This is a genomic window from Tateyamaria omphalii, assembly GCF_001969365.1.
In the GTDB taxonomy this organism is placed as follows: domain Bacteria; phylum Pseudomonadota; class Alphaproteobacteria; order Rhodobacterales; family Rhodobacteraceae; genus Tateyamaria; species Tateyamaria omphalii_A.
In genome coordinates this window covers 173,420-190,508 of record NZ_CP019312.1, presented here as the reverse complement: position 1 = coordinate 190,508, position 17,089 = coordinate 173,420, and the positions used below count along the sequence as shown (strand labels likewise).

At 61.0% G+C, this 17,089-nt stretch carries 17 protein-coding genes; 14 read left to right on the top strand and 3 right to left on the bottom strand.

What is annotated here, in order from left to right; all coding sequences use genetic code 11:
* Positions 1–58: 58 nt before the first annotated feature.
* Together BWR18_RS00850 and BWR18_RS00845 are read right to left on the bottom strand one after the other, a co-directional pair.
* A complete protein-coding gene (locus BWR18_RS00850) occupies positions 59–1,123 on the bottom strand; it encodes a Hint domain-containing protein (protein WP_076626261.1) in 1,065 nt (354 codons plus the stop codon).
* A 193-nt stretch (positions 1,124–1,316) separates the two neighbouring features.
* Positions 1,317–2,321 (bottom strand): GlxA family transcriptional regulator, encoded by a 1,005-nt coding sequence (locus BWR18_RS00845; protein WP_076626260.1) that lies wholly within the window; start codon positions 2,319–2,321, stop codon positions 1,317–1,319.
* 62 nt (positions 2,322–2,383) lie between these two features.
* Here BWR18_RS00845 and BWR18_RS00840 point away from each other — a divergent pair, with 62 nt between their 5' ends.
* The 14 genes from BWR18_RS00840 to BWR18_RS00775 all read left to right on the top strand — a co-directional run bounded on the left by BWR18_RS00840 (position 2,384) and on the right by BWR18_RS00775 (position 15,143).
* A complete protein-coding gene (locus BWR18_RS00840; RefSeq protein ID WP_076626258.1) occupies positions 2,384–2,638 on the top strand; it encodes a DUF1272 domain-containing protein in 255 nt (84 codons plus the stop codon).
* A gap of 14 nt (positions 2,639–2,652) precedes the next feature.
* A complete protein-coding gene (locus BWR18_RS00835; protein WP_076626257.1) occupies positions 2,653–3,135 on the top strand; it encodes a protein tyrosine phosphatase family protein in 483 nt (160 codons plus the stop codon).
* Positions 3,136–3,305: 170 nt separating this feature from the next.
* Complete coding sequence (locus BWR18_RS00830; protein ID WP_076630035.1) at positions 3,306–4,292, top strand: ABC transporter substrate-binding protein; 987 nt, start codon at positions 3,306–3,308, stop codon at positions 4,290–4,292.
* 83 nt (positions 4,293–4,375) lie between these two features.
* Positions 4,376–5,158: an ABC transporter ATP-binding protein gene (locus BWR18_RS00825; protein WP_076626255.1), complete on the top strand. Its 783-nt coding sequence runs from the start codon at positions 4,376–4,378 to the stop codon at positions 5,156–5,158.
* Positions 5,155–6,015, top strand: coding sequence for an ABC transporter permease (locus BWR18_RS00820; protein ID WP_076626254.1), 861 nt, complete (start codon positions 5,155–5,157; stop codon positions 6,013–6,015). The genes BWR18_RS00825 and BWR18_RS00820 overlap by 4 nt, the downstream gene beginning before the upstream one ends.
* Positions 6,015–7,286, top strand: a complete 1,272-nt coding sequence (locus BWR18_RS00815; protein ID WP_076626252.1) for a cytosine deaminase — start codon at positions 6,015–6,017, stop codon at positions 7,284–7,286. Before BWR18_RS00820 ends, BWR18_RS00815 begins: the two co-directional genes overlap by 1 nt.
* On the top strand, positions 7,283–8,677 hold the full coding sequence (locus BWR18_RS00810) for an FAD-binding oxidoreductase (RefSeq protein WP_076626251.1): 1,395 nt from the start codon (positions 7,283–7,285) through the stop codon (positions 8,675–8,677). The genes BWR18_RS00815 and BWR18_RS00810 overlap by 4 nt, the downstream gene beginning before the upstream one ends.
* On the top strand, positions 8,674–9,285 hold the full coding sequence (locus BWR18_RS00805; RefSeq protein ID WP_076626249.1) for an NAD(P)H-dependent oxidoreductase: 612 nt from the start codon (positions 8,674–8,676) through the stop codon (positions 9,283–9,285). Before BWR18_RS00810 ends, BWR18_RS00805 begins: the two co-directional genes overlap by 4 nt.
* Complete coding sequence (locus tag BWR18_RS00800) at positions 9,285–9,881, top strand: NAD(P)H-dependent oxidoreductase (protein WP_076626248.1); 597 nt, start codon at positions 9,285–9,287, stop codon at positions 9,879–9,881. Before BWR18_RS00805 ends, BWR18_RS00800 begins: the two co-directional genes overlap by 1 nt.
* A complete protein-coding gene (locus BWR18_RS00795; RefSeq protein ID WP_076626246.1) occupies positions 9,878–10,798 on the top strand; it encodes an isopenicillin N synthase family dioxygenase in 921 nt (306 codons plus the stop codon). The genes BWR18_RS00800 and BWR18_RS00795 overlap by 4 nt, the downstream gene beginning before the upstream one ends.
* Positions 10,795–11,577: a creatininase family protein gene (locus BWR18_RS00790; protein ID WP_076626244.1), complete on the top strand. Its 783-nt coding sequence runs from the start codon at positions 10,795–10,797 to the stop codon at positions 11,575–11,577. Before BWR18_RS00795 ends, BWR18_RS00790 begins: the two co-directional genes overlap by 4 nt.
* A gap of 165 nt (positions 11,578–11,742) precedes the next feature.
* Positions 11,743–13,011 carry an alpha/beta hydrolase family protein gene (locus BWR18_RS00785; RefSeq protein ID WP_076626243.1) on the top strand — a complete coding sequence of 423 codons (1,269 nt, stop codon included), beginning with the start codon at positions 11,743–11,745 and terminating at the stop codon, positions 13,009–13,011.
* Between the two features lie 171 nt (positions 13,012–13,182).
* Positions 13,183–13,827: a hypothetical protein gene (locus tag BWR18_RS00780; protein ID WP_076626242.1), complete on the top strand. Its 645-nt coding sequence runs from the start codon at positions 13,183–13,185 to the stop codon at positions 13,825–13,827.
* A 14-nt stretch (positions 13,828–13,841) separates the two neighbouring features.
* On the top strand, positions 13,842–15,143 hold the full coding sequence (locus BWR18_RS00775) for a surface lipoprotein assembly modifier (RefSeq protein ID WP_076626241.1): 1,302 nt from the start codon (positions 13,842–13,844) through the stop codon (positions 15,141–15,143).
* 20 nt (positions 15,144–15,163) lie between these two features.
* Here the strand turns inward: BWR18_RS00775 and BWR18_RS00770 are convergent, their stop codons facing one another.
* Positions 15,164–16,384, bottom strand: a complete 1,221-nt coding sequence (locus tag BWR18_RS00770; protein WP_076626240.1) for a helix-turn-helix domain-containing protein — start codon at positions 16,382–16,384, stop codon at positions 15,164–15,166.
* Positions 16,385–17,089 lie beyond the last annotated feature (705 nt).

Below are 17,089 nucleotides of genomic sequence, written 5' to 3'. Positions count from 1 at the left end.
CGAAGGACGGGGGCAGAGCCCCCTAAACACTGTCGTCGCGCACCGCGCGTCCTTTGGATCACGCCGCGTGGTTCAGGATCGCGGCCTCGCTCGCGCTCAGGTTCCGACGGGCATGGCTGCCGTAGCTGTGCGGATCCTCCGCGAGATCCGGCATCGCCCCGATCAAACGCGCGCGGTCGTCTTCCTTCAGCATCGACAGCGCGGCATTTGCGGGATGAAAGCTCTCCGTCTCCACACCGTTGGCGCGCAGCACTTCGTGGCGTGGCAACAGAAGATGCACATAGGTGGCGGAGCGTGCCTTGATGTCCACAGTGATGGTCGAGCCGTTCACCAGATCCTTGGCCGCCACCAGAACCTCGGGCGCGTTGAACAGATCCCGGGCCGCATCGCCCTTCAACAGCATCCGGTGGTCGGGCGACACCAACAGTTCCTGATCGGGCCGTTCGATGCCCAGCGCACCGGTCGCGATGCGGATCGGTCGCAAGTGGGGCATAGCAAAGAGCCGCGCGCCCGTCATATGACGGCTGCCGACCCACAGGATCTCTTGCGCGCCATTGTCCAGGGTCTGCACCTTGTCGCCTTCACGCAGGTCTTCGATCAAACGGGGGCCATCCGGCGTGTCGATCCGTGTGCCCGGGGTGAAACAGATCACGCGGCTCGGCAGATCCGAGGACGGCTCGGGCTTGGCAGGAGCAATCCTGTGATGCACCACCCAAAGATCCGTTTTGCGCGGAGGGATGGTGTCCACAAACATCAAGAGCGGCTGGGCGTCACGGCCAGCATCAATCACGGTGACCGTGTAGCTCTTGGCACCATCGGTCACAACGAAACTGTTGTCCGGCATCACCGTGTCCTGCTCTGCCATGTCAGGCGCGAGCGGTGTGTTGTCGAGTGCTGCACCCACCAGCCGATGCACCATGCGCGCAGCGCGCCTGCGGATGTCTTCTTCCCCGTTTGCCCTGTCCAGGCGCAACACGTCTTGCGGACCATCGACCTGCACGGGGTCTCCACGCCAGGCCCAGGCTGCCCCAACAGCCAACGATGCCAACGGCGCGGCCTCGAGGCCGTCCACTTCTGTTTGCGACCAGGAGATGACAAACGTGCCACGAAAGCCCGTTTTCATTGCCTGTATGCCTGCCTTGTCTTTTTTTATTGGTGGTAGAATAGCAACGTGGCTTTCATCTGTGAAGCCCGGATTCGTATCAGATTCCAGCGGCTTGCGGCCCGTACATGAAGTTACACGTCAATTTCTGTCCCGTGCGCCCCTCAGCAGCACACAAGGAACCCGCGACCAGATCGCATTCTTGGCGTGTCAATCACGACACGTTGAAATTCGCGCGGTACTCGGACGGCGATACGCCAAGCAGCCCGACAAATGCGCGACGCATCCTGTCTTCGTCCCGAAAACCGCATGATGCAGCGATTTGCTTGACCCCTTGCGCGGTGGTTTCAAGCAGCCCCTGCGCGCGTTCCAAACGCATGGCGGCAACGGCCTTGGCCGGTGTCATGCCCATCGTCCTGGCATATACACGCGCGAAGTTGCGTGGGCTCATCCCCGCGCGCGCGGCAAGCAATTCGACCGTCAGGTCTTCGCACAGGTTATGTGCGATCCAGGCGTGCAGCGCCTCGAACTGGCCCGCCTGGTCCCGCAATTGGCGGCTGAGGGCGGGGCTGAACTGTGACTGGCCACCAGAGCGGACCATTTGCGCCACCATGGAGCGCGCGACGGTAAAGGCGGCGGCGCGCCCAAGATCCTCGGCCACGATGGCGAGCGCCATGTCGATGCCCGCCGTGATCCCGGCGGAGGTCCAGACCGGGCCGTCCTTGATGAAAATCGGATCCAGCTCGACCCGCACTTCGGGAAATTCAGCGGCGAGCATGGCGCAGTCATCCCAATGCGTGACAGCCCGGCGACCGTTCAGCCACCCGGTTGCGGCAAGCACCAGTGCGCCGGAGCACACGGATGCGACGCGCTCTGCTCGACGCGCAAGCGTCTTGACCAGGCCGACAAGTTTCGCGTCCCGCATGCCTGGAATGGCGCCATCGCCGCCAACCACGATCAAAGTGTGAATGTCTTGGTCCGCCAGCGTTTCGGCCGCGACACTGGGGATCGACAGGACCGTGTTGGTCGTAGTCAACGCGCCATTCACCGACGCGACAACGCATTCATATCCCGGCGCATCCGTGGCCGGGTCCGGTGCGTGGGAAAAGACCTGCAGCGGCCCCACAAGATCCAGCAGCACGATGTTGTCATAGACAACGAACACGACCAATCGCCTGGCCACGGAGGTGCAAGAGGATTTGGCAGTTTTTGCTGTCATCTTGTCATTTCTGCCATCCAGAAACCCGGTAGTCTACCTCCAAACAACGCGGAGTGCCCGACATGCTGGCCCTGAAACCCAATTGCGAATGCTGCGACAAGGATTTGCCACCCGCAGCCACAGATGCCCGGATTTGCAGTTTCGAATGCACGTTCTGCGCCCAGTGTGCGGAAACACGGTTCGACCAAACCTGCCCCAATTGCGGTGGCGCCTTCGTACCCCGCCCGGTTCGTCCGGCCGCCAAGCTGATCAGGTTTCCCGCCTCAACCCAACGCGTGACCAAGGCCCATGCCGCTTGCGCGCACATGTCCGACTGACGCTGGAGAGACAGATGAACGACCTGCCTGATATCCTGAACTGGCGTCGTATCAACGCGCGCCTGACCACCTCTGGCCAGCCGACCGAGCGTCAGCTTGCCGACATCCGCGCCCTGGGCGTCACACATATCGTGAACCTGGGCCTGCATCACGTCGAGGGCGCCTTGCCGGACGAAGCCGGAACCGTGGCCGGGTTGGGCATGACGTATATCCATATTCCCGTGGATTTCGAGGCGCCAACGGATGAGGATTTCGCCGTATTTGATCAGGCGATCAAGGGGCATCCGAACGCGGTGATGCACGTGCACTGCATCTACAACGCACGCGTGAGCGCCTTTTTCTATCGCCATGCGCAGTCGGGCACGGAACTGTCCCCCGAAGACGCCTTGGCCAACATGGACAGCATCTGGCGGCCCGGCGAAGACTGGGCCGATTTCATCGGTGAACCCGCCGCAAAAGGTCAGCCAAACCGATATGCGGGCGAGGATTACGCGTAACCGAACGCCATCACGCGATCATTTTTTCATCGCACCGCCCCTTTTTTAGGCGTCATTCCGCCAATTCCGTCGCAGCCTGAACGATCCCACAGACGCGTGACTTTCTTTCCGTGGGGTAAACGCCATCCTCTGCGCTCACGTGATGCCAAAAAACAGGGGAGATGATTGTGATGTATAGATTTGCGCTGAGCGCGGCATTGGCCGCCGTGCCTTTGGCCGGGATGGCCGAGGAATTGACGCCGGTCACGTTCGGGACAAACTGGTTGGCCCAGGCGGAACATGGCGGTTTTTACCAATCCGTGGCTGACGGCACCTATGCCGCCTGCGGGCTGGACGTCACGATCGTTTCAGGCGGGCCGCAGGTGAACAACCGCGCCCTCCTGCTGGCGGACCGCATTCAGTACCATATGGGCGGTGACATGTTGCAGGCGTTCAACGCCGTGGCCGAGGACATCCCCGTTGTCGCGGTCGCCGCCATTTTTCAGAAACACCCGCAGGTCATCGTGGCCCACCCGGACGTCGAAAGCTGGGAGGACCTGAAGGACAAGACGCTGCTGATCGGCGACAATGGCTTTACCAGCTATTATCAGTGGATGATTGCCGAACATGGGTTCACCACCGAACAGCGCCAGCCCTACACCTTCAACCCGGCCCCCTTTATCGCCGACACCGAGCTGGCCATGCAGGGCTATCTGTCGTCCGAGCCTTACCTGGTCGAGAAGGAGGCCGGTTTCAAACCCAATGTGTTCCTGATCGCGGACAACGGCTATTCGTCCTATGCCACCACCATTGAGGTGATGCAGAGCACCATTGATGAAAGCCCCGAACAGGTGGAATGCTTTGTCGATGCGTCCCTGACAGGTTGGTACAATTACCTCTATGGCGACAGCGCCGCCGCCGACGCGATGATCCTGGAAGCGAACGCTGACATGAGCCAGGACAAGATCGACTTTGCCAAGAACATGATGCGCGACGAGGGTATCGTGGACAGTGGCAAGACGCTTGATCTGGGGATCGGCGCCATGTCGGACGAGGTGATCGGTGACTTCTATCAGAAGATGGTCGACGCCGGCGTGATCTCTGGCGATCTGGACTGGAAGGCGGCCTATACGCTGGACTTTACAAACAAGAAGGTTGGGATGGACATCAAACCCTGATCGCCGTTCTATAATTCAGGAAACAGAATGCCGAACGGGGTGTGGTGCGTACGTTCGGCATTTTCTACGATAAAGAGGGCCACATGGCGCAAATCGCTCCTTTTGCCGAGCGTGACGATTTGATGCGTGTCAACGCAGTGGACAAGGTGTTTCCGGGCAATGTGCAGGCGTTGCGCGCGATGTCATTGACCGTGCGCGAGGGCGACTTCATCTCGCTTCTGGGGCCGTCCGGCTGTGGCAAGTCGACGGCCCTGCGTTTGATCGCGGGACTGTCCGAACCGACCACAGGCCGCATCGAATGGGCCACGCCCCGCGCCCAAGGCGACCTGGGCGTGGTGTTTCAGGAACCGACGCTGATGCCCTGGGCCACGGTGGCGCAAAACGTGTACCTGCCCTTTCGGCTTGAGGGGAAAAGCTATGCTGCGGTCAAGGACGAGATCCTCGAGGCGCTGAAGCTGGTGGGGCTGGAGAAATTTCAGAACGCCTATCCCCGTGAATTGTCGGGCGGCATGAAGATGCGCGTGTCGATTGCCCGCGCGATGGTCACGCAGCCCAAGTTGATCCTGATGGACGAACCCTTTGCCGCGCTGGATGAGATCACGCGGTTCAAGTTGAACAATGATCTGCTTGAGATGCAGGCGCGCATCGGCTGCACTGTGATTTTTGTGACGCACTCCGTTTTTGAAAGCGTGTTCCTGTCCGACCGCATCGTGGTGATGGCCGCGCGTCCCGGACGTGTGATCGACGAGTTGCACGTGGACGAACCCTATCCACGCGGAGAGATGTTTCGTACGTCGTCAGAATATGTGGCGCATTGTCGGGCAGCATCCCAAGCGCTGGAACAGGCCATGGAGGCCGCGGCATGAGCGTGACCGACCTGGACCGTCCCGCCGCCCCCACGGTTGATGCAGAAGAAGCACGCCGCGCGCGCAGCCGCCGGATCGAAAGGACGGCGCGCTGGCTGCTGCCGCTCTTGGTCATGGCGCTGATGATCTGGGTCTGGGACCGGATCGTGGTCTGGAACGAGATACCCCACTTTATCCTGCCCAGCCCGGCGCGTGTCTGGGGCAGCCTGACCGGGGACTGGGCGATCTTGTGGGACAGCGCGCTCTTGACCGGGCGCATCACTCTGATGGCCCTTGCCATTGCTGTGGTCGGCGGTGCCGGCCTTGCCATCCTGTTCAATCAGAACAAGATGGTTGAGCTGTCGCTGTACCCCTACGCGGTGATCCTGCAGGTCACACCTGTGGTGGCCATCGCGCCGCTGATCTTCATCTATGTGGAAAGCAAGACGGTCGGCATGTTGCTTTGCGCGTGGCTTGTGGCGTTCTTTCCGGTGCTCAGTTCGACGACGCTGGGGCTCAATTCAGTCGATCACAATCTGCGCGATCTCTTCCGCATCTATGGGGCGACGCGGTGGCAACGGTTGTGGATGCTGCAATTGCCCTCTGCCCTTCCGTACTTTCTGGGCGGTTTGAAGATCGCCGGGGGTCTGTCGCTGATCGGGGCCGTCGTGGCGGAACTGGTGGCTGGCACGGGCGGTGTGGGAACTGGCCTTGCCTTCCGCATTCAGGAGGCGGGCTACCGGCTGAACATCGCGCGCATGTTTGCGGCCCTTGCCATCGTGGCGGCGATGGGCGTGTTCATCTTTGCGGCCCTGTCGCTGTTGTCTCACATGCTGCTGCGCAAGTGGCACGAAAGCGCCATCAAACGGGAGGGTTGATGGATTTTCGCGCCCTGCCCAGCGGACACATAACCCTTGCCGATGTTACCGTTCCTGCCTGCCTGACCGGGCAGGACGGCGACCTGATCACCACCGATCTGCACATTGACGATGGCAAGATCAGCGACACACCCGGCCAGCGCGTCGATATGGGTCGGGCGATGGTGCTTCCGTGTTTCACCGATATGCACGTGCATCTGGACAAGGGGCATATCTGGCCGCGGGCGTCGAACCCCGACGGGTCGTTCATGGGCGCGCTCACCACCGTGCGCGCCGATCATGCCAACTGGTCGGCGGACGATCTGCGCGCCCGGATGGAGTTCGGCCTCGCTTGCGCCTATGCCCATGGCAGCCGTGCGGTGCGCACGCATCTGGACAGTATCCCGCCGCAGCCGCAGATCACGTGGCCCGTGTTTTCCGAATTGCGCGAGGCGTGGGCCGGTCGGATCGACCTGCAGGGCGTGTGCCTGATCGGCTGCGATGGATTTTCCGAGGACGGCGATTTCAAGGTGACCGCCGATCTGGTGGCCGAGCACGGCGGGACGTTGGGCATGGTCACCTATCCGGTGCCCGATCTGCGCGACCGGCTTGAGGGGTTCTTTCGCCTCGCCACGGCGCGCGGCCTTGATGCTGATTTCCATGTGGACGAGACGATGGACGCATCCTCGGAAACCCTCCGCCTGATTGCCGAAGTGGCGCTGGAGGTCGGGTTCGGCGGGCGCATCGTGGTCGGCCATTGCTGTTCGCTGTCCACGCAGGACGACGCGCGGGCGATGGACACGCTGGATCTGGTCGCAAGGGCCGGGCTGCATGTGGTCAGCCTGCCGATGTGCAATCTGTATCTTCAGGACCGTACACCCGAAGGCACCGCGCGCACTCCGCGCGGGCGGGGTGTGACGCTGGTGCATGAGATGCGCGCGCGGGGCATTCCGGTGTCCTTTGCGTCCGACAACACACGCGATCCGTTCTATGCCTATGGCGATCTGGATATGCTGGAGGTGATGCGGCAGGCGACGCGCATTGCACATCTGGATCACGCGCGCACCGATTGGGTGACATCCTTTACCACACAACCTGCCGCAACGTGCGGGTTTGAGGCGCAGAGCCTTGCGCCCGGCGCGCCTGCTGACCTCGTCATTTTCAAAGCGCGGGAATGGACCGAGCTCTATGCCCGCCCGCAATCCGACCGTATCGTTCTGCGGAATGGCGCCGCCATCGACCGCACATTGCCCGACTATTCCACCCTTGACCATCTGTGGGAGACACCATGAACATCGACGCCGCCAAAGCCGCCCTCGCCCATCTGGACATCGACGAGAAAGAGGCCAGCATTCGCGCCTCATCCCGCGACTTCTTCTGGTACTCACCCGTGCTCAAGGACCGGCTGGACCATGTCGTTGCCGACTTCGTCGTGCGCCCGCGGAATGAAGCGGAGGTGATCGAGGTGCTCAAGGTTTGTTACCACCACGATGTGCCCGTCACGACGCGCGGCGCGGGGACCGGGAATTATGGGCAGGCGATGCCGCTGGAGGGCGGGTGCGTGATGCACCTGCGCTGGATGGACAAGGTGAAAGCGGTGCATCCGGGCCGTGTGATTGTCGAACCGGGATGTTTGCTGAAAGATCTGGATGCAGCCTGCAAGGAGCAGTCGGGGCAGGAAATCCGCATGTTTTCGAGCACATGGGCGACGGCCACGATCGGCGGATTTATCGCGGGTGGCTCGGGCGGTGTCGGGTCCTGCACATGGGGGTCGTTGCGCGATCTGGGCAACATTATCCGCCTGCGCGTTGTCACCATGGAGGAAGAGCCGCGCATTCTTGAGTTCCGGGGCGAGGAGCTGGCCCGCGTCAGCCATGCCTACGGCACCAACGGCATCATCACCGAGATCGAGATGCCCCTTGCGCCCGCCTATGACTGGGTGGAGATGTTCGTCACCTCCAAGGACTTTATGGCCGCCACCCGCTTTGCCCAGGACCTTGCAAACGAGGACGGCATTCTGATCAAGCTGGCCACCGTGTTCGAGGCGCCGGTGGCCAAGGATTACTTCCAGCGCGTGGCGCCGCATGTCGAGGCCGACGATACCCTGATCGGCCTGATGGTCGCGCCGCATTCGATGGACGGGTTTCAGACGCTGTTGGGCCGCAGTCCGGCGCTGAACCTGATCTACCGCAGCGATGATCACGATTGGGACCGGTCGCCGGGCACCGTCTTTGAATACGGCTGGAACCATACGACACTGCGCGCGCTCAAGGTCGATCCGTCGATCACGTATTTGCAGGTGCGCTTTGGCTATCCGAACCAATTGGACCTGATCGAAAAGATGCGCGAGGCGCTGTCGCCCGAGGTGCTGCATCACCTTGAGGTGCTCAAAGAAGGCGGCAAGGTCATGTTTGCGGGCCTGTCCCTTGTCAAATTCACGACCGAGGAGCGGCTGGACGAGATCGTCAAGATACACGAGGACGCGGGCGCCATGGTGTTCAACCCGCACCGCTACACGCTGGAGGAAGGCGGGCGGCAGACGGTCGATGACCGGCAGTTGAAGTTCAAGCGCGAGGCGGACCCCAAGGGCCTGCTCAACCCCGGCAAGATGATCGCCTGGGATGATCCGGACTTCGATTTTGCCGAGATGTATTCCTATCCCAAGATACAGGCTGCCGAATGACGCCAGCACCCACCGTCCCGTCCGAACCACAGCGCGCTTTGGTGCTGGCAGCGCACCCGGTGCCTGACAGCTTCAATGCAGCGTTGCATACGCAAGTGGTTCAGTCATTGTTGGGGCGTGGTTGGGACGTGGATGATTGCGACCTCTATGCCGAAGGCTTCGATCCCGTAATGTCGGAGGCCGACAGGCGCGGCTATCATGACGTGCCGGACAATGTTGAACCCGTGAAGGACTATGTCGACCGTTTGCGCGCGGCCGACGCACTGGTCATGGTCTTTCCGGTGTGGAATTTCGGATACCCGGCGATGCTCAAGGGCTTTCTCGACCGGGTGTTTTTGCCGGGCGTGTCTTTCCGGTTGGACGATGGCAAGGTCGTCCCGAACCTGACACGCATTCGGCGGCTGGCGGCTGTCACCACATATGGTGGCACGCGGCTGCGGGCCATGCTGTGCGGGGATCCCCCGCGCAAATGCATCACGCGCGCCGTTTGGCACGTGTGCAGGCCACGAACGACCAAATACCTTGCCCTTTATGACATGAACCGGGCAACGGACGCACAGCGGCGCCGCTTCCTGACCCATGTCGGAGAACAATTAAGGACGTTCTGATGCGTGCGCTCATCATTTTTTGCCATCCCAAGGAGGACAGCTTTAACGCCGCCGTGCTGGGCACGGTCACGACCCATCTGGAGAAAGCAGGCGTCGAATACCGCTTGCGCGACCTTTATCGGTCGAACTTCATGCCAGTGCTCACCGCCCATGAGCTGGATTGCTATCTGGACGAAAGCTGCAACGCCGATCCGGTGGCGCAGGATGTGGCGGATGTGCAATGGGCCGATGCGCTGATCTTTATCTATCCGACGTGGTGGTATGGCCTGCCCGCGATGCTGAAGGGCTGGCTCGACCGGGTGCTGTTGCCTGGTGTCGCGTTTATCATGCCCAAGGGCGAAGGGGACAACATCCAGCCCGGCCTGACCCACATCAAACGCTTGGGCGTTTTCACGACCTGCGGCGCATCTTGGTGGCTGACGACCCTGATTGGTGCGCCCGGTCGCAAGATGCTGACACGCGGCGTGCGCGCCATTTGTGCCAAGAGGTGTCGCACCGTTTTTGCGGCGCATTACCTGATGGACAGTTCCACCGATACGTCGCGGTCACAGTACCTTAGGAAAGTGGCCGAACGTATGGAAAGGCTGACGGCATGATCCCTGTCCTCGACTGGACCAAAGCACAAACAGACCGCGCGGCCTTTCGGTCCCAATTGGGCCCGGCGGTGCGCGAAACCGGGTTCTTCCTGCTGGCAAACCCGCAAGTGCCGCACACCCTGCGGGACGAGGTGTTCGCGCTGGCAGACACGTTCTTCAACCAACCGCGCGCCGAGAAGGCCAAACTGTCGATCCTGGACACGCCGCATTATCGCGGCTGGGCGAAGCCGGGGGACGAGTCCCTGGACGAAACGCGGCCCGAGGTGGACAGCAAGGAGACCTTCAACATCGGCTATGACCTTGCGCCAGATGATCCCCGCGTCTTGGCCGATGAACCCTTTCGCGGGGTGAACCGCTGGCCTGATATCCCCGGCTTTGCCGACACGATGCTGGCCTATTACGACGCGTGCCAGACACAAGCCTCGGCGCTTTTGAGCGTTATGGCCGAGGACCTTGGCCTGCCCGCCACGCATTTTGCCGATCTGTTTACCGAACCGTTGTCGGCCATGCGGCTGCTGCACTACCCGCCCGCCAGCGGTGCAGCGAATGAAATCGGCGCGGGCGCACATACAGATTATGGCGCGATCACGCTGCTGATGACGGACGGCGAGCCGGGGTTGCAGGTGCAGCCACGGGGTGGCGACTGGACAGATGTGCCCCACGTTCCCGGCGCTTATGTGGTCAATATCGGCGACTGCCTGATGCGGTGGACAAACGACATCTACGTCTCGACCCCGCACCGGGTGCTGCCACCCAAGCGCCAGCGGCGTTCGGTTGCCTTCTTCTGCGAAGCGAACCCGGATGCGCGGGTCGCGGCCCTGCCCGGCACAGGCGACGCCAAGTATCCACCCATCCGGGCCGCCGACTATCTGGCGTCGCGGCTGGCGGCGACCTATGCGCCGAAGGAAACCACATGAGCGCGCGCAACTGGGCCGATCTTCGCATGCCGGAGTTCGAGGCGCTGGATCCGGAGCGCACCATCGTCCTGCTACCCACGGCAGCCATCGAACAGCACGGCCCGCATTTGCCGGTGGGCACCGATACGCTGATTGCCGAAGGGATGCTGAACGCGGTGCACGCCACCTGCCCCGAGGACCTCGACCTGGTGATCCTGCCGGTGCAGGCCATCGGCAAGTCGAACGAACACCTATGGGCGGCTGGAACATGTACATTAACGGCAGAAACCGCTCTGCGCGCCTGGACGGAGATTGGACTGTCCGTCGCCCGTGCCGGGCTGAAAAAGCTGATGATCGTCAATTCGCATGGCGGCAATCTCGACCTGATCTCGATTCTGTCGCGCGAGTTGCGCGTGCAGGCGGGGATGCTGGCAGTCAAGACGCAATGGGGATCGTTTGGTGCGCCCGAGGGGCTGTTCAGCGACCAGGAAAACACGTTTGGCATCCACGGCGGGGACCGCGAAACATCTCTGATGCTCGCCTTTAAGCCCGAGACGGTTGACATGGATGTGGCACGGGACTTCCGGTCCAGCGCCGAGACATCCGAAATCCCGCCAATAGGACCCATATCCTTCGGCTGGATCGCATCGGATTTGTCGGATAGCGGCGTGGTGGGCGAGGCGCATCTAGCCACCGCAGGCAAGGGGCACGCTTTGGCGCAGCATCAAGCGTCGGGATGCATTGCGCTGGCGCGGCACATGGTGGACATGTCGGTGCCGGGCGCGCCCGCACTGCGCTGACCCCAGCCCTTGAACTGCGAAACGCAACTGCAAACCAGGATAGCACGCACATCTGCTGTCCGAGTGTGACGGCGCGGACGTTTGCCTTGCCCGTACGTCTGGTCGGCGTGGCCTGCCAGCGCGATACTCGGTCCCACCCCTAAACCACAACGACCGACGAGGCAGATGCGCATTGCAAATCAAATTCTTCTGGTCGCGCTGTTGCTGATCGCCAATATCTCTGAGGCACTGGCGGGCGCGGACGACGGCCACCAGTGCAAGGTCGGGGTTTTCTCGGGCTCCGAAAGCGGGTTCGTCGCTGTGACGCGGTCAGATACCGGGTTCAAATACACCTTTGATACCGGGCTGACAGGCGACGTGGGTGGGCCCGACGCGCCGGTCAGATGTCTTGAGAACGCCATAGACATTGTGGATGTGGGGGTATGGCCGCACATTGCGCACACGGTAACCTACACATCCTTTAAGTCTCGGGATGTGGACCTGGCAGGCCAGTTGATCGAACCGCCTGACCGGGCACCGGAAAGCCCTCTTGTCATATTTGCCCATGGATCGGAGGACAGCGGTTGGCTTGAACGGGCGCGGGATCCGTATCAGATGGTCGGGCGCGGGATATCTGTGTTCGTCTATGACAAACGGGGCACTGGACAATCCGGCGGTGCGTATACGCAAAATTTCGGGCTGCTGGCAGACGACCTGGTCGCGGCATCGCGTGAGGCAAAGCGCCTCGCGCGCGGTCGCTTCGGGCGCTTTGGCCTGATCGGCCTCAGCCAGGGTGGATGGGTGGCGCCGCTGGCAGCGCCGCGGGCAAACGCGGACTTCATCGCGGTCGGCTACGGGTTGGTCATGGACATTCGGGAAGAGGACGCGGCCCAAGTCGCCCTGGAGCTGCGCGCCGCCGGTTTCGGAGACAACGTGCAGGCCAAGGCGCGCCAGATCACGGACGCAACGGCACAGCTCGCGCGGCACCCGTCAGCGGCGTCGATCGCTGCATTCGATGAGGTGCGGAACCGTTTTGCAGATGCATTGTGGCTGCCGCATGTACGCGGCGACTACACCGGAATACTTCTTGATGCCTCGGTTGAAGAGATCGAAACTGTCATTCTGCCACTGTTCGAAAGCTATGATATCGACTGGAGCATCGACCCCGTCGACGCAGTTCGGGCCGTCAGAGTTCCACAATTGTGGGTCTTTGCGGGCAACGACCGCGCAGCACCACCGGGCATCAGCATCGGCCGATTGCGAGCCTTGGAAGATAACGGCCAAGACATCACGATCCGGGTTTTTCCACGCACCGATCACGGCATGTGGGACTACGTGCAAAATGACAATGGGACCCGGTCCCACACACGCATCACTGCCGGATACTACGACCTGATGGCCGATTGGGCGTCTGGCGCGCTGGCAGGTCGCCAAGGCGCTGCCCAGGCGCGCTGACTGCCTTCACGCCACCAGGCTCAGCTGTCCCGTCCTACCCGTCTGCACACCGCTCGCACCTGTCGTACCCGACAGGACGACGAGAGCACCCGAGTACGCCAAATGTATAGAACACGCATTTTGGCGTGGCGGGCCCTTGGGCTTTGTCCGAACGGATTTCAGGAGAAATGAATGGGACACAAATCACTTTACGGCATCGTCGCTCTGACATGTGCGTGCGCGCTTGCCGGCTGCTCCGGGTCTTCGACGGGCGGTTTTGGCGGCGGTTCGGGTAGCATTCCGCCCGGCCTGACGACGGACAGCAGGATTGTTACGCTGACCGCGAACGGCAATCTGCCAGATGTCGGCATCGTTGGGTCAATCGGGAATTCTTTTTCAAAGCAAAGCTTCTTGAACGGCAGCGGTTTTGCCTACCAACTTGGACGCGTGCGCGGAACTGACACATTTCTCGGCGTGGCGGGTATTCTGCCGAACAACCAGGTTGGCGGCGCGCCCACAGTGGCCACGGCAAGTTATGCGGGCGATTACAATTTATCCTACGCCGACAGCAACAGCTTTGAAACGAACGTGGCGGGCAAAATCACCCTGAACGCAGATTTCGGCCAAGGCACGCTGATCGGGCAGTCGGGCGGACTGGCTGTCAATGGTAACATTACCGGGCAAAATATCGGTGGTACGGCCAGCTACCGCGGGGTCGACGCACCGCTTGCCGGGCGCATCGGAAACGACCGCGCTGTCGGAGCATTTGCCGGACATACCAACCGAAAGGTGCTGGTCGGCGGGTTCATTGCAGAGCGGCCTAATCAGAACCCGTAGCGCCACAAAAGATCATGTTCGGATTGATGGAACAGCGCGCCCGCCTGTGTGCGGCCGTTTTGATTGTGCTGGGTGCGTTGAGCGTTTTGGCGCGCCCGGCTTTGGCAGTCTCTGACCGTATGCTTGTCACGTTGATCGCCAATGGGCAGGTTGAAGAAGCGCGTGCGCTTTTTGCATCGCAAGGGCCAACGGAAACCGACTGGCTTTTCTTTGAAGGGCGCGTCGCCAAGGCCGATGGCGATTTCGACCGCGCAATCCAGGTTTTCCGTGATGTCCTGTTGCGGGACCCGTCCTATTTGGCGGCGCGGCGCGAGTTGGCGCACAGCCTGCTTCTTGTCGGGGATTACAGGGCGTCGGCGCATCACTTCCGCACCCTTTTGCGCATTGATCCCTCCGAAGAGCTGCGGCGCGGATATGTCACCTTTCTTGATGAGATTGACCGCCTGCGCCCATTCTCGCTCAGCGGGCGGTTCGCCATCATTTCGTCAACCAATATCAACCGCGGCAGTTCCCAGGAGCGTTTCCAGCCTGGCGTGCCGAATGCGCCCTCATTCGATATCACGAGCCAGGCGGAACCGGGCACCGGCGTCGAACTTGGTCTTGCCGGGCGCCATCTGTGGCGCAGGGACAACGGGTTTCGCTGGACCCTGGATTGGGACCTGTCGACACGGCAATTCAGCGACAGCAGCCACAACAGCTTTTCCGCCTCTACACGGTTGCAATACGCGCGGCTCAGTGCGCAATCGCGTTGGTCGGTCGGACCGTTTGCGCATCGGCTCTGGACCGAGAACGAACAGGATGACCGGCTCGACCTCGGCGTCAGCTTCAGCACCGACCGACGGCTGAACGCGCGCAATACCCTCTTCTTGTCGGTCAGCGGCGAACAGCGGGACAACCTATCAGGTGACGCAAACGACGGCCCGCTTTACTGGATGCAGTTCGGGCTTGCACGGTCCGTGCAGGACGGCGTGTTGACTGTGGGTACACGGCTGATTGCGCACCGCCCGGAACGGGCTCATTTGCAATATGACGGACAAAGCGTCTTTGCCCACATTTCGCGGGCATGGTCCGGTGGACTGCAAGGCGGGATTGGCATTGAGCTTGGTCAACGCAGTTACGCGGCACTGTTTCCCCTTGCCGGCGTGGCGCGTGCGGATGACTACGCGCAAATCAACATATCAGCGCACCATGAGGCGATCCGGTTCGGGCGGTTCATGCCGACATTGCGCTGCACCTTCGGCAGGACCAGCAGCAATGTCGCCTTTTACGACCACGACATCGAGGAGTGCACGATTGGCGTCACCACACGGTTCTGAACATACGGATGAAGCACGCCTCAGGGACGCGCAGGCTGCCGTTCCTTCTTTAGATCCGCCGTCACCTGATGCACCTTGCCGTGCAAGGCACGGTGCTGAGTGGGCGTGTAACCGGTGTGCTTTTTGAACGCGGTGTAGAACGCAGACCGCGAATTGAAACCGACCTCATAGGCGATCGCCAAAATCGTTTCATCGCCGTTGACCAACAGCTGTTCCGCCTCCTTGATCCGCCACTGGTTTACGAAATCGAAAAATGGCTGTTCCAGGTGTTCGTTCAGAGTCTGGGACACATAATTCGGCGACGACCCGATATGCTGGGCGAGCTTTGTGAGGGACAGGTTGGCATCGCGATGTAGCAGATCATCTGCCATCGCAGCGGTCAGTTTGCGCGCGATCCGGGCCGCGTGTTCGCCTGCCAGCGCGCTTTTTGAATACTTCGGAGCGTCCTGATGCGTGACCGGCCCGGCGCTGTCCAGTGCGCGATAGAGCCCCGGCGCTTGTTGCAAGCCGCGAATTGCGACCAGCAAGATGAACAGCAAGGCGATGATGCTATGCTGGATCGGACCAACCGGATGACCTAACCCGGCATCCCGGACAAAATACGACATCAGCGCCTGCGCAACATAGGCCGCCATAACGGCAGCCAGAGCGAGCGTCCAAACTGTCTCGCAACTGTTGCCATTGGCAAAAACCGTGCGCATGTGCGTGCCATTGCGCCTTTGCCAGCGAAACAGGAGCCAGATGTATATGAGCACAAAGGCGTAACCTCCGAACTCAAGTCGCAGCAGAGTGCGTACGGTGAACGCCATCCAGGGCGCAACATCCGGCGAAGACAGGTCTGCTTTCAACACAGCCATGCTGTCGCTGGGAATGAACATCGTGACCAAGGCCAGCATGAACACGGTCACCGGCAAAGTCATGTGCACCGCCAGTTCATTGCGGGTGATTGGCTCTGGTACACGGGACAGCAATTTCAGATGAATGAAGAATGTGGGCAGCAAAAGGAATGCAGCGACATATGACACCATATGCACGCCATGATGCAGGACCGCGGGCAGACCCGGCCACAGCGTTTCGACGATATAGACAAGCTGGCTCGCGACAAAGGCCAGGAACATGAAGGATGACAGGCCGTACACGGGGCTGAGCTGGCGCTGCAACAAATAGACGGCACCAGCAACAAATCCGACCGTGATAATGGCGAGCCTGACGCCAAACACCGCCGCATCGTCGGGAGACATATGTCACTGTCCTTGCGTTGGGGTCATCAGTTTCCGATGACACGAAGCGCGCCTTAAATGCACCTCGCGCGTAAGCAATGTAGGCGCTTTGCCGCCCTCGCTCAACGCGGTGCCCTAAGGTCACGATGTCCTGTCGGGACGGGCAGGACAGCAGAAAGATGCAACAGGACGACAATGCGTTTCGGCGAGTTGAAGCGCAGGCGTTGCGCCGCGTGCGGCTCGTGGTAGATCACAAGACCTGCGGCGCGACGCGCAACAAATTCGCCGTTCCTGGTGCGAGCCGAGTGACACGGCCTTTCCTATGCGCGTAAGCCTTTGATTTTAACAGAGTGAAAATCATGGCAGAATACCAAAGCAGCACTCATCGTCGCAAAAAATGCCCTTTAGACAGGCGATGACGCAAATTCTGCTTTAAGGCCAGACCGGTCGAAGTTACGGAGCGGAGCGATCAGTAGTGTCAAAGACGAATACACATTTGCCAATCACAATGCCGCCCAGCGTCAGCTGCGGAAAGACGCATGTGAAACTGATCTCGACCGCAGGCGCTCCTTACCGTTCTGTATGCTGGGGTCCGCCTGCGAAGTGGTGTTTTGGAGATGACCAGAGACTACGAAAATGGATGTGAACAGGACCACTCGAAGCAGAGGGTCAAATCCTATGACCTGCTCCCCTTTGAGTCCGCGTTTATTGGTTAGCTCTGTTCAG